Here is a 12,149-nt window from a genome sequence, read left to right as displayed (position 1 = left end):
TCTTGACCGACCAGTCAACTAGCCAGTAGCGTTCCGGCGCATGAGCCAGAAGCTCGAGTCCCGCGAGCGCATCGTGCGCAGCTCGGCACGGCTGTTCCTGTCCCGCAGCTACAACGCGGTCAGCGTGGACGAGCTGTGCGCGGAAGCGGAGGTGCGCAAGGGCAGCTTCTACCACTTCTTCTCGTCCAAGTCCGATCTGGCCAAAGCCGTCATCGATCTCCACACGACCGCGCTACTCGACCGCCTGGAGCAGGCATCCGGGCGGTCACCGGCCGAGCGGCTGCACGGGCTCGCCGACGCGGTCGGCGCGATCCAGGCCGGTTTCGAGAACCGGTTCGGCCGTATCGTCGGTTGCCCGTTCGGCAACCTGGCCTCCGAGCTGGCGACCGCGGACGAGGAGCTGCGCGAGCACCTGGCCACGGCCTTCGCCAGGTGGGAAGCCGAGTTCGCGGTGCTGTGCAGGCAGGCCGCTTCGGACGGCGCGCTGCGTCAGGGGGTGGATCCCGACCGGCTGGCGCAAGCGCTGCTCGCGCAGGCACAGGGCCAGATCCTGCTGGCCAAGGTCAGCGTCACGTCCGCATCCGAGATCCGTAGAGCCTTGCACGAGCTCGTCGACGCGCACCTGCGGGAGGGGTACTGACCATGGGCACCACACCAACCGAAGTGGACTTCCACTTCGATCCGATGTGTCCGTTCGCCTACCACACGTCACGGTGGATACGCGCGGTCCGCGACCAGCTGGACCTGACCGTGCGCTGGCGGTTCTTCAGCCTCGAGGAGACCAACCGGTTCGAGCACTCCAAACACCCGTGGGAGCGCGAGTGGTCCTACGGGTGGTCCCAGATGCGCGTCGCCGCGCTGCTGCGCCGCAAGGACGCGGCCCTCGTGGACGCCTGGTACGCGCGGGTCGGTAGGGCGCTGCACATCGACGGCGAGAAGCCGCACGAGCCGGAGACCGCGCGCAGGCTCGTCGGCGAGATCGGGGCGGACCCGGCGCTTGTCGACGAGGCGATCGCCGACCCCACCACGCACGACGACGTGCACGCTGATCACAAGCGGGTGACCGACGCGGGCGGCTTCGGAGTGCCCACCCTCTTCTTCCCCGACGGGCAGTGCCTGTTCGGTCCCGTGCTGATCGACCCGCCGGCCGGGACCGCGGCCATACGGCTGTGGCACCTGGTCACCGGGATGCTGGAGTTCGGCCACGTGTACGAGCTGCAGCGCCCCAAGAGCGCGCACGACCAGCAGGCGATCAGTGATGCGCTGCAACCGTACCTGCGTGGCCGCGACTGGATGAGCATCGATCGCGGCCAGATCGTCGAACCAGGAACCCGTCCCGATGAGGAGATCGCCGGATGACTACCGCCACCACCGACAAGGACTCGACCGTTCGCGCCCTGGTCACGCAGTGGACCTCGATGGACGAGCTGCTGAGCTCGCTACCCGAGGACGCGTGGTCGACACCGAGTGCGTTGCCCGGCTGGACCGTGCAGGACATCGTCTCCCACGTGATCGGAACCGAGTCGATGCTCGAGGGCGAGCAGGCGCCGGAACCGGATGTCGACGTCACCTCGCTGCCGCACGTGCGCAACGACATCGCCGCGGTCAACGAGCACTGGGTGCTGGCGCTGCGCGAGCACACCCCTGCGCGGATGCTGGACCGGTTCCGCGACATCGTCAGCAGGCGCATCGAGGCGCTGCGCGCGATGAGCCAGGAAGACTTCGACGCGCCCTCGTGGACCCCGGCCGGGCAGGCGACCTACGGGAGGTTCATGCGGATCAGGCTGTTCGACTGCTGGTTGCACGAGCAGGACATCCGGGACGCCGTCGGGATGCCGGGCAACCAGGAGGGGCCGTGCGCGGAGGGTGCCCTCGAGGAGATCGTCGGCGCCCTTGGCTACCTGGTCGGCAAGCGTGCCGAGGCGCCGGACGGGTCGCGCCTGACCATCGAGCTCACCGGCCCGGTGTCCCGCACACTGCACGTCGCCGTGGACGGGCGAGCCTCGGTCGTGCCCGAGCTCTCCGGACCGGCGACCTCGACCCTGCGGCTGAGCTCGGATCTGTTCACCCGCCTCGCGGGCGGTCGCGTATCCCCGGAGGAGCACCTGACCGAAGTGGACGTCCAGGGTGATGCCGAGCTGGGTGCTCAGGTGGTGCGCAACCTGCGGCTGACGATCTGATCGCGGTACCGCGCCGCGCGGGTCACCCGAAAGCCAGCTCGGCAACGCGGACCACCAGCGCCAGCTTCCGGTGCTGGTCGTCGATGCTCAGCGCGTTGCCGTACAGCGAGGTCGCGAACCCGCACTGCGTACCGACAGCGAGGCGTTCGCGTCCGATGATCCCGCTCGCCACATCGACCCGTTCGACCAGCGCATCGACCGGCTCCGGCTCGCGATGTTTGGTGGTCACCAGCCCCAAGACCACGCTGGTGTCCTCGGGCACGAGCCGGAGCGGGTCGAACCCGCCGGAACGCTCGTCGTCGTACTCAAGCAGGAGACGGTCGGCGTGCACTGTGGAGAACACGGGAGCGGCGATCGGGTCGTAGCCTCCCGCGACCAGCCAGCGGCTGCGCTGGTTCCCGCGGCATAGGTGGAACCCGAACGTCGCGGGCCGTCCCGCTGCGATGACGGCGTTGTCCAGCTCGATCCCGTAGGAGAGCCACTGGTCGGCCGCCCAGCCACGCCGCTCGTAGAACTCCCGCCACGACGGGTCGACGAGCAGCGGGTAGTGCGGGGCGTCCAGCTGGATGTAGCGGCATCCCAGCCTAACCAGCTCCCTGACCTCGTCGCAGAGGATCCGGGTGACGTCCGACAGGAAGTCGTCGAGCGTGGCGTACGGTTCGCCCGCGTTCTCCGGTGACCAGAGGCCTGCGAACAGGCTCGGGCTCGGCAACGTCACCTTGGTCATCGCACCCGGACCGTCCGGGCTCGCCCGCTCACCCACGCACGAGCGAAGGAAGGTGAACTCCTCCGCGGCCAGGTTGCGGCGTTTGCGCAGCCGCCCGGTGACCGCGAGGTCCCCGGGACGCTCCACATGCTGGTCGCCAACGACGTCGGAGTACCAGTCACCCCACAGCCACGCGTCGATGCTCGCGCCTGACACACCGTCGACGGAGGCGGTGAACTCGCCCTGGAACGACTCCCGGCGCAGCTCACCATCGGTGACCACCGGGCAGCCCGCGTCGGCCTGCAACGCGACGGCCTCCCGCACGGCCCGGTCCTCCACCGCCTTGAACTCCGAGTCCGTCAGCTCGCCACGGGCCCGTGCCGCCCTGGCATCCAGCAGGTAGCCGGGCCGCAGCAGGCTCCCCACATGCTCCGCGCGTGCGGCAATGGCCATGGCCCGATTCTATGCGCCGCCAGGTCGGCCGAGCGCAAGAACCAACCGCGACAGAAGTGTTGTGACGTAGTAAAAACCCTAAGTCGGTCGGATCAGTGACTTTCGTCCCACGACGACCGCACTAACTTTCTCCCACGCTTGGAACTTCGGCTTGAGTCGGCATCCCGTCCGACGCGTGATGGCCTCGTGTGAACACTTTCCGTATTTAGCCGTCACGAATCGTGTACGGGTAGCGGCCGCATAACGTCGTCCGGCACAAGCACACCGCGCGACTCTCCGGAGAAGGGGACAATATGACAGAGCCTCAGCCGGCCCCCGCACACGTTCAGGAACCCCGTAACGGTTTCGGTATCACAGGGCTTGTGCTCGCCCTCGTGGGTCTGGTCTTCGGCCTTATACCATTCACCGGCTTCATCGCACTCATACTCGGCGCAATAGCCGTCCTTTTCGGGCTACTCGGATGGGGACGGGTGCGCCGTGGCACGGCGACCAACAAAAAGATGTCAGTGATCGGCACGCTTCTCGGAGCCGGTGCGATCGCGCTCGGTATCTGGGGTATGACCATCGTGTTCAACACCGTCGACGAGATCGACGAGGAACTCAACAATGCCGGCAACGCTGACACGGACGAGCAGGGCAGCAGCGGCGGCGAGGGAGAGCCAGCAGAAACAGACGGTACCGAGCTAGGAAGCCGGGACGACCCACTGGAGCTCGGTACGACGATCGAGATGGGTGAGTGGTCGCTGGCGGTGACGGAGGTCGATCCGGACGCGGCCGAGGACATCATTGCCGAGAACGAGTTCAACGAGCCTCCCGTCGACGGGCGGCAGTTCGTCATGTTCCAGGTAACTGCCACGTACAACGGCGAGGAGTCGGGTACCGCCTGGGTCGACTTCGGATGGGCGGTGGTCGGATCCAGCGGCAACACCTTCGGCGGCGCTTCCATGGACGACCATTGCGGAGTGATCCCGAATCCGCTCAACGAGACCGGGGAGACCTACCCCGACGGCGAAGTCAGTGGGAACGTCTGCGTCTCGGCACCCTCCGACCAGTTGGATGGTGGCAGCATCCGGGTCGAGGACTCCTTCAGTTTCGACGACACGCGAGCCTTCTACGCTCTGCGATGACCGGCACCGGAACCCGCCACGCGATGGACTAGTCGTGATGTCCAGCGATGCCCTGCCGACAGCGGACACGGGCCCCCGGCCCCGGATCACTCCGGCTCGGCATCGCGCACGGTGATGTTGCCCGAGTCGATCCGTTCGTAGGTCACCCTGGTGTTCGGGTCGTCGCACTGCGTGGCGCGCAGGTCGTACACGCCAGCAGGCTGCGGCGGATCGAAAGTCATGGCGTCGACCGGCTCGCCCCCGCGTGGCTTGCCGTTGTCCTCAACGAAGATCTGGATCCCGCCGCCGTCGAACGGCTCAGCCGATCCTGCGGTCCGGTCGAAGCGGTACTTGAAGCTCGCGCGGTCGCCGTCCACTCGCAAGCAGGTCACCTCGCCCTGCACCGTGAACGGTTCGATCGGGTCGTCGCCGTCCACATCGGTCTCGCTTCGGAAGTAACCGCCCGGTGCGGCGCCTGAGGGGTCGCTGTGTGCCGCGAAGGCGAAGCTGATCGGCCCGCCTGTGACCGGGAACGTGCTGGTGCCCGCACCCACCGCCGAGTCACGACCCTCTGCGTGCTCGCTGCCGTGCACCGGGCTGACGGCCGCCGACGCCAGCGCCAGCACCGCTGTGATGACCAGTGTCGCCGGTATCCGATGATGCATGGCGCATCCACCTGCCTCACTACGGGCTTTCCTACACCCTCGCGTGCCCCTGTGACAACAGGCAGCGTTTCGGCCGGTACGCGAACCGGGCGCGCTTGAACCGGATCGCGCCGCTACGGTTGATCACCCAAGGTGGTGAGTAACTCGCTCAATACCTGCTCGAGCACCGGCACTTTATCGACGAGTACTTGCCATACGAGTGCATCGTCGACCATCGCGTAACCGTGGATCAGGCCGCATACAACTCTTCTCTCGTTTGCATGAGCTGCCTGCGGAAGAACGGGTTCGTCAAGCTGGATGAGGTGACAACGTCCACCGGACGACCAAGAATCCCCTCAAGACCTTCCTTCAGGTCGAAGTAGGATCCGAAATGATCGAAATCATGCCCGGCGTCGAACTCCACCAGGACGTCGACGTCACTCGAGCCCTCATCGAAAGACTCGCCGGTCGCCGATCCGAACACGTCGAGGCGGCGAACACGCAGCTCACGGCACAGCTTCTCGATCTGGGGCCTCTTGGACTCGATCGTGGCATGCACGGCATCCACCTCCCACTGAGATTGGGCCTGATAATGGCCGCGCCACGCGCGTCGCTCATGGGCGTGTGACCGGGCGGCCCTCGCGTTCCCATTCGGGGAAGCCGTCCTCGAGCCGCCGCGCGTCGTAACCGGCCGCGCGGAGCTTGCGCACGGCCTCGTCGGCGAAGACGCAGTAGGGTCCACGGCAGTAGGCCACCACGTCGATATCGCGCGGTAGGGCCGCCAGCGCCTCGTCGAGCTCCGACAGCGGTGCCGAGCGTGCCCCGGGGATGTGGCCGGACTCGTACTCGAGGCGGGGGCGGACGTCGAGCACGACCGCTTCACCACTGTTGATACGCCGTTCGAGCTCAGCACGGCCGATGCCCTCGAGGTCACCACGATCACCCAGGTACGCGCTCGCCAGCCGCTCGACCTCGCTCACCTGCTGTGCCGCCACATCCCGCATCGCGGCCCAGAGCTCGGCCACCCGGGCACCAGCCAGGCGGTACCGCACCCGCTGGCCATCGCGCTGGGACTCGACCAGTCCCGCTCCGGCGAGCACCTGCAGGTGGTGCGAGGTGTTGGCGACCGACTGGTCGATCGCATCCGCAACCTGCTCGACGGAGCGCGCCCCCTGCGTCAGCAGGTCGAGGATCTCGGCACGCCGCCCGCTCGCCAGCGCCTTCGCGACCGTGGCCAGGCCGTCGAACAGTGCGTTCTTGGCGTCGCGGCTCCCGACGCCGCCGTTCTCGCTCTCCCGTGCCATATCCCCCACCGTAACTTATTCAAGAAAACATTTGAAGTAACTGCTCACAGGGTTGACTCCCGCGCCGTCGGCTGCCATTGTCTTCAAAAGACCTTTTGAATATCGAGTACCGGACCGCTGAACGGCTGCGTACCGAGAGGAGCCCCCGTGAGCACCGTGGAGATCGTGAGCCTGCCGGAGCCCGGCTTGGGCAACCAGAGCTACCTCATCGCCACCGGCGACGGCGGGGCGGTCGTCATCGACCCCGCGCGCGACCCGAGCCGCTACCTCGAGGCGGCACGGGCGCGCGGCTGGCGGATCCGGTGGACGGTCGAGACGCACCTGCACGCCGACTTCGTCTCCGGCAGCCGGGAACTGGCCACCTACGGAGCGAAGGTGGTCCTACCGGCGGGCTCGGGGGTGGGCTTCCCAGCCGACGAGCTGGACGACGGCGACGAGCGCACCGTCGGAGGGCTGACGCTGGAGGCGCTGGCCACGCCGGGGCACACACCCGAGCACCTGACGTACCTGCTGCGCGACGGGGACCGGGTGGTGGCGGTGTTCAGCGGCGGGACGCTGACCGCAGGCGGCATGGCTCGCCCGGACCTCATCAGCCCGGAGCTGACCGAGCCACTCGCGCGGGCGGCATGGCACTCCATCACCGAGCGCCTGCTCGAACTGCCCGGCGAGACACCGCTCTACCCCACACACGGTGCGGGGTCGTTTTGCTCGGCGGGCCCACCCGGCGAGCACACCTCCACCATCGGCGAGCAGCGCGAGCACAACCCGCTGCTGCAGGCCGGTGACGAGGATGCCTTCGTCGAACGGCTGTTGTCCGGGCTGGGCAGCTACCCCGGTTACTTCCTCCGCCTGCGCCCGGTCAACGCCGCCGGTCCCGCGGTACACGGGCCCCAGCCGCCCCTGCCGCCCCGGCTGGACCCCGAGCAGGTGCGGCAACACGCCGCGAACGGTGCCGAACTGGTCGACGTGCGCCCCATGGAGGCCTTCGCCGCCGGGCACGTGCCCGGATCACTGGCCAACCCGCTGCGGGACCAGTTCGGCGTGTGGCTCGGCTGGCTGGTCGATCTGGACCGCGACATCGTCCTGGTCACCAGCGGCGAGTCCGGCGAGCTCGATCGCGCGACACGGGAGTGCCTGAAGATCGGCCACGAGCACCTCACCGGCCACATACCGTTCCCCGCCTGGCGGGAGGCCGGTCAGCCGGAGAGGAGCCTGTCCCTGCTGGATCCGGCGAGTGCCGCAGGCTCGGGCAGGCACGTCGTGGACGTGCGCCAGGCTGCCGAGTGGGCCGGTGGCCACGTTCCCGGCGCGGTACACGTCGAACTCGCCGAGCTGGCCGGGCACCCCGACGTGGTGGGTGGCTCCCCGGCGGTGACGCAGTGCGGGCACGGCGAGCGCGCCATGACGGCAGCCAGCCTGCTCGCCCGCGCAGGCCACGAGGACGTGGCCGTACTGGCAGGCGGACCCGGCGACCTTGCCGCCGCGAGCGGGCAGTCGCTCGAGGAGTAACGGCGACCCCACGGCGGCTCCGGACAGGACCGCACGGTGAAAGGAGAGCACAGTGAGTGAGCAGCCAGGACAGCATCAGTCGGGGCGACCGCTACCGAGCACGACGAACGGGTTCGCCGTCGCTTCCCTCGTCCTCGGCATCGTCTGGTTCTGGGGTGTGGGGTCGATCCTCGCCCTCGTGTTCGGCTACGTGGCACTGAGCCAGATCGACCGCTCGGCAGGTGCCGAGGGCGGTCGCGGCATGGCCATCGCCGGCGTCGTGCTCGGATGGGTCGGCGTCGCAGGGATCGTGCTGATGGTCGTCCTCATGGGACTCGGATTCGCCTGGATGCCTGGGATGGACGGTATGGGCGACATGATGAACGGTTCCCACGAGCACTGATGCGTCCCGCCGCCCGTGTGACGCCGCGCCTGGGGCTGCGGGAGAACCTGCCGCAGTTCACGCTGCTGGTCGCGGTCAACGCGCTGGTCGGCGGCATGGTCGGCCAGGAGCGCACCGTGGTGCCGCTGCTGGCCGAGGCGGAGTTCGGCCTCGGCTCCTACAGCGCCATGCTGACCTTCATCGTCGCCTTCGGGCTCACGAAGGCGGTGGTCAACTACTTCGCGGGCACGCTGGCCGACCGGTTCGGCCGCAAACCCGTACTCGTGGCGGGCTGGCTGGCGGCGATCCCGGTACCGCTGCTGTTGATGTGGGCGCCCACCTGGGAGTGGGTGGTGATCGCCAACGTCATGCTGGGCCTCAACCAGGGGCTGACCTGGTCGCTGACCGTGGTCATGAAGATCGACCTGGTGGGCCCGCACCGCCGCGGGCTGGCCATGGGCCTCAACGAGGCCGCGGGCTACGGGGCCGTGGCGCTGGCCGCGTGGGTCACCGGCGCCGCCGCCACCGAGTTCGGCCTGCGCCCGGCGCCGTTCCTGCTCGGGGTGGCCGTCGCCGCACTCGGTCTCGGCCTGTCCGCTGTCGTCGTGCGCGAGACGGCGGGTCATGTCGCCGAGGAGAACCGCACGCACGTGCGCCGCGACGCGTCCCTCGACGCCGACGTGCCGGCGGGCCGCGTGTTCGCGCTGGCGACCTGGCGCGAGCCGGCACTGTCCTCGGCCAGCCAGGCCGGGCTGGTCAACAACCTGAACGAGGGCGCGGCATGGGGGCTGTTCCCGGTGCTGTTCGCCGCAGGCGGCCTGTCCACGGGCCGGATCGGCCTGCTGATCGCCGTCGCCCCTGCCGTGTGGGCCGTCGGCCAGCTGATCACCGGTGCCGTGTCCGACCGGATCGGCCGCAAGTGGCTCATCGCGGCAGGCCAGTGGACCGAAGCCGCCGGCCTGATCGCCGTCGCCCTCGGTGACGGCGTCGCCGTCTGGGCCGCGGGCAGCGCGCTCTTCGGCGCGGGCACCGCGCTGGCCTACCCCACGTTGCTGGCCGCGGTCGGCGACGTCGCCCACCCCGCCTGGCGCGGCACCGCCGTGGGCGTCTACCGGTTCTGGCGGGACATCGGCTTCGCCGTGGGCGCCGTACTCGCAGGCGTGCTCGCCGACGCCTTCGGCGTGGCGACCGCCATCGTGGTGGTGGCTGCCGTCACCGCGGCCAGCGGGCTCGACGTCGCCGGTCGCATGTACGAGACCCGGCCGCCCCGTGCCAGCAGCGGTGCCTGACGCCGGTGACTTGCGTGCTATCTCACAGTTAAGGAAGGCTAGCCTAAGGTATCGTCTACTACACATTCGAGTGAGCCGCGTTCCGTTGAGGAGGGCCCGATGGAGCCGTCACGCACCTCCGGGCGGGCTGACGACCGGGGACGCGGCATGTTCCCGTCGTCGCGCACAGGGCGGGACCGTCTCCGGCGGTTGCGGAGTCGCCTCACGGGCTCCCGGTCGGCAGGCGATGCCGATGAGCTGCGCCTGAACCGGGTCGCGGCGCTGCACTACGACATCCCGCACCAGGGCTCCCGCGACTCGGCGGCAGGGGTCACCGCCGGGGCCACCGCGCCAGGCGACAACATCCTGATCATGATCACCGCCGACCGGGGCGGTCAGCTCATCGACGGGGTCGGCGAGGCCCTGCCGGAGCATGCGTTCGCCGGTGACACCGACGAGGGCGGCGACGCCGCCTGGACCTTCGTCCGCGCCGCGAGCCAGCGCCTGTACCGGCGCACGCTGGCGTTCCGGGACCGTGACGACGCGGTCACCGCGGTGCGCCGCGTGATGGTCGAGCTCAGTGGGCTCGCCGCGGACCATGCCGGTACGCGACCGGGCAACCGGCACCTGCGCGGGACGCTGTTCGGGATCGAGGTCGCCTTGCTCGACACCGCTGCCCGCGCGCTGGACCTGCAGGTTTCCGAGCTGCTCGGCGGCACGCGCGAGCATGTCGGTATCAGCGGCTCGCGGATCCCGTCCGGGGGCGCACCGGATGCTGCCGCCGAGCGGGCCATACGGCAGCGACGGTACCCGGTGACGCGCCTGCAGGGGGTGGGCGCCGTGGAGCACGACTGGACGTTGCTGGAGACGGTCGCCCGCGCGAACCGCTCGGCCGACCTGGACAGGCCCATCTGGCTGGAGCTGGCCGAGGCGCTGGATGCCGGCGGCGCCGCGAGGTTCGTTGACGGGGTGGCCGCGCGGATGGCTTCCGGCGAGCTGCCCGCCTCGGTCCTGCTGCAGGGGCTCGTGCCCGCGGAGCAGCTCACCGCACTGCCGGACCTGCAACGGCGAGCCGACGAGGCCTGCCGGGACGCACCGCACGGGCCTGCCCTGGACCTGCGGGTCGTGGCAGGCGAGGGCGTCGAGGACGCGAGCGACCTGGAACGGCTCAACGCGCACGGCGGGTGCCGCGCCCTCACCATCAGGCCCGACAGGGCCGGTGGGCTGCTGGCGAGTGCCGAGCTCGCCGACGCGGCGATCACGGCCGACCCCGGGATCCACATCGGTATCGCGGGCGTGCCCGGGGCCAGCGATGTGTCCGCGTGGGCACTGCACAACCTCGCGCGCTCGCTCCCGCGCCTGGACTACCTGACGATCCCGCCCCGCACCGGCGCCGAGGTGCGGATCACCGACCCGCCGGTGCGTTTCCGCGCCAGGGGCAGCAACATCCTCACGCCGCAACGTTCTCCCGGGCTCGGTGCCACGCCCGTGCTGGCCACGCTCGAGCCGTATGTCGAGCGCAGTTTCGACGCGAACAGCCAGGGCGGGATGGTGGTGGCCAAGCAGCCGTCCACGGGCGGCAGCCGGATCGACGCCATGCACGCGACCAGGGAGCGCCTGGACAGGCTGACCGTCGCGGAGCTGGAACGGCAACTGGAACCCCGGCTGCTCGCCACAGCGGGCGACGAGCACCGCGCCCGGGTGCGGTCGCTGCTGCGCGTCACCGAGCCCCGGCACCTGACCCACGCGATGGTGCGCCGCCTCGAACGCAACGACCTGTCGTTGCCGTCGGGGCTGTCGTTCCGGTCGCTCATGCTGGAACAGTCCGAGGCGCGCAGGCTGGGAGTGTTCCGCCCGGGCTGGTTGCTGGACAACAAGGCGAAAGCCTACGCCTTCGTGGACGAGGTGGGAGTACGGCGACCCCGGTGTGACCGGGTCGCGAGACCGTTCGCCGCCATCGAGCCGGCCGGCCCGATCGTGATCAAACCGGTGCGGTCGACCGGGTCGAAGGGCACCTACCTCGTGTACGCGCCCGACCACATCATCCACCTGAGAGACGGGATGGAACTGTCCTCATGGGACGCCATGGCCGAGCATGCCCGCCGGTTGATGTCTCATGAGCGCAGACCCGTCCCGGACAGGTGGATGACCGAGGAGCTGGTCCTCGAGGACTCCAGCACCCTGCGTACGGCCACCGACCTCAAGTTCTACGCGTTCTACGGGCACGTCCTCCTGATCAGGGAGTCACGCCGCGTCTCCGGCGGCAAGCAGGGTGTGCGCTACTGGACAAGGGACAACGAACCGGCGCGGACCGGGGTCACGCGAGGCGAGCACCTGGACGAGGCGCGGGGAGCGACTCAGCAGCAGCTCGAGCTGGTGGAGTCGCTGAGCCGGGAGATCCCCGTGCCGTTCATGCGGATCGACATGCTGCGCGGCGAGGACGGGCTGGTGTTCGGGGAGTTCACACCGCGCCCCGGCGCGTTCGAGCTGTTCGACGAGACGTGGGACAGGCGCATGGCCGAGTCCTGGGTGCTGGCCGAGGGACGCATCATCGACGATGTGCTCGGCGGCAAGGACTTCGCGGCGTTCGCCAAGGCCACCCGCTGAGGCGGAGCCGA

At 69.4% G+C, this 12,149-nt stretch carries 12 protein-coding genes; 8 read left to right on the top strand and 4 right to left on the bottom strand.

Annotated elements, in window-relative coordinates; translation table 11 throughout:
• The first annotated feature begins 40 nt into the window (after positions 1–40).
• Genes H0B56_RS02015 through H0B56_RS02005 form a run of 3 tightly spaced genes read left to right on the top strand, consistent with a single transcriptional unit; the run spans position 41 to position 2,180 of the window.
• Positions 41–640, top strand: a complete 600-nt coding sequence (locus H0B56_RS02015; protein ID WP_180891196.1) for a TetR/AcrR family transcriptional regulator — start codon at positions 41–43, stop codon at positions 638–640.
• Between the two features lie 2 nt (positions 641–642).
• On the top strand, positions 643–1,359 hold the full coding sequence (locus H0B56_RS02010; protein WP_180891195.1) for a DsbA family oxidoreductase: 717 nt from the start codon (positions 643–645) through the stop codon (positions 1,357–1,359).
• Entirely contained in the window at positions 1,356–2,180 is an 825-nt protein-coding gene (locus tag H0B56_RS02005) for a maleylpyruvate isomerase family mycothiol-dependent enzyme (RefSeq protein WP_180891194.1), read from the top strand. The genes H0B56_RS02010 and H0B56_RS02005 overlap by 4 nt, the downstream gene beginning before the upstream one ends.
• A 22-nt stretch (positions 2,181–2,202) precedes the next feature.
• Here H0B56_RS02005 and H0B56_RS02000 read toward each other — a convergent pair whose 3' ends face one another.
• Positions 2,203–3,339, bottom strand: a complete 1,137-nt coding sequence (locus H0B56_RS02000; protein WP_180891193.1) for a cobalamin-independent methionine synthase II family protein — start codon at positions 3,337–3,339, stop codon at positions 2,203–2,205.
• 500 nt (positions 3,340–3,839) lie between these two features.
• Here H0B56_RS02000 and H0B56_RS22675 point away from each other — a divergent pair, with 500 nt between their 5' ends.
• Entirely contained in the window at positions 3,840–4,466 is a 627-nt protein-coding gene (locus tag H0B56_RS22675) for a hypothetical protein (RefSeq protein ID WP_246360775.1), read from the top strand.
• Positions 4,467–4,552: 86 nt separating this feature from the next.
• On the opposite strand, the gene H0B56_RS01990 is transcribed toward H0B56_RS22675, so the two are convergent.
• The 3 genes from H0B56_RS01990 to H0B56_RS01980 all read right to left on the bottom strand — a co-directional run bounded on the left by H0B56_RS01990 (position 4,553) and on the right by H0B56_RS01980 (position 6,393).
• Positions 4,553–5,110, bottom strand: coding sequence for a hypothetical protein (locus H0B56_RS01990; RefSeq protein WP_180891192.1), 558 nt, complete (start codon positions 5,108–5,110; stop codon positions 4,553–4,555).
• A gap of 229 nt (positions 5,111–5,339) precedes the next feature.
• The gene (locus H0B56_RS01985) at positions 5,340–5,648 is read right to left on the bottom strand and encodes a nucleotidyltransferase domain-containing protein (protein WP_180891191.1); all 309 of its coding nucleotides are present in this window, start codon (positions 5,646–5,648) and stop codon (positions 5,340–5,342) included.
• Between the two features lie 55 nt (positions 5,649–5,703).
• Complete coding sequence (locus H0B56_RS01980; RefSeq protein WP_180891190.1) at positions 5,704–6,393, bottom strand: ArsR/SmtB family transcription factor; 690 nt, start codon at positions 6,391–6,393, stop codon at positions 5,704–5,706.
• A gap of 147 nt (positions 6,394–6,540) precedes the next feature.
• Here H0B56_RS01980 and H0B56_RS01975 point away from each other — a divergent pair, with 147 nt between their 5' ends.
• The 4 genes from H0B56_RS01975 (at position 6,541) to H0B56_RS01960 (ending at position 12,138) form a co-directional block, all read left to right on the top strand.
• Positions 6,541–7,902, top strand: coding sequence for a rhodanese-like domain-containing protein (locus H0B56_RS01975; protein WP_180891189.1), 1,362 nt, complete (start codon positions 6,541–6,543; stop codon positions 7,900–7,902).
• 52 nt (positions 7,903–7,954) lie between these two features.
• Positions 7,955–8,284 carry a DUF4190 domain-containing protein gene (locus tag H0B56_RS22670; protein ID WP_180891188.1) on the top strand — a complete coding sequence of 110 codons (330 nt, stop codon included), beginning with the start codon at positions 7,955–7,957 and terminating at the stop codon, positions 8,282–8,284.
• On the top strand, positions 8,284–9,552 hold the full coding sequence (locus tag H0B56_RS01965; RefSeq protein WP_180891187.1) for an MFS transporter: 1,269 nt from the start codon (positions 8,284–8,286) through the stop codon (positions 9,550–9,552). The genes H0B56_RS22670 and H0B56_RS01965 overlap by 1 nt, the downstream gene beginning before the upstream one ends.
• A 99-nt stretch (positions 9,553–9,651) precedes the next feature.
• Positions 9,652–12,138 carry an ATP-grasp fold amidoligase family protein gene (locus H0B56_RS01960; RefSeq protein WP_180891186.1) on the top strand — a complete coding sequence of 829 codons (2,487 nt, stop codon included), beginning with the start codon at positions 9,652–9,654 and terminating at the stop codon, positions 12,136–12,138.
• Positions 12,139–12,149: the final 11 nt, after the last annotated feature.

It is taken from the genome of Haloechinothrix aidingensis, assembly GCF_013450155.1.
In the GTDB taxonomy this organism is placed as follows: Bacteria; Actinomycetota; Actinomycetes; order Mycobacteriales; family Pseudonocardiaceae; genus Haloechinothrix; species Haloechinothrix aidingensis.
Note: the sequence above shows the minus strand (reverse complement) of the source record. Positions and strands in the feature narration are given on the sequence as shown.

Excerpts from the sequence above, each read along its gene's own strand:
- H0B56_RS02015 (WP_180891196.1), top strand. The coding sequence starts at position 41 with ATGAGCCAGAAGCTCGAGTCCCGCGAGCGCATCGTGCGCAGCTCGGCA.
- H0B56_RS02010 (WP_180891195.1), top strand. The coding sequence starts at position 643 with ATGGGCACCACACCAACCGAAGTGGACTTCCACTTCGATCCGATGTGT.
- H0B56_RS02005 (WP_180891194.1), top strand. The coding sequence starts at position 1,356 with ATGACTACCGCCACCACCGACAAGGACTCGACCGTTCGCGCCCTGGTC.
- H0B56_RS02000 (WP_180891193.1), bottom strand. The coding sequence starts at position 3,339 with ATGGCCATTGCCGCACGCGCGGAGCATGTGGGGAGCCTGCTGCGGCCC.
- H0B56_RS22675 (WP_246360775.1), top strand. The coding sequence starts at position 3,840 with ATGTCAGTGATCGGCACGCTTCTCGGAGCCGGTGCGATCGCGCTCGGT.
- H0B56_RS01990 (WP_180891192.1), bottom strand. The coding sequence starts at position 5,110 with ATGCATCATCGGATACCGGCGACACTGGTCATCACAGCGGTGCTGGCG.
- H0B56_RS01980 (WP_180891190.1), bottom strand. The coding sequence starts at position 6,393 with ATGGCACGGGAGAGCGAGAACGGCGGCGTCGGGAGCCGCGACGCCAAG.
- H0B56_RS01965 (WP_180891187.1), top strand. The coding sequence starts at position 8,284 with ATGCGTCCCGCCGCCCGTGTGACGCCGCGCCTGGGGCTGCGGGAGAAC.
- H0B56_RS01960 (WP_180891186.1), top strand. The coding sequence starts at position 9,652 with ATGGAGCCGTCACGCACCTCCGGGCGGGCTGACGACCGGGGACGCGGC.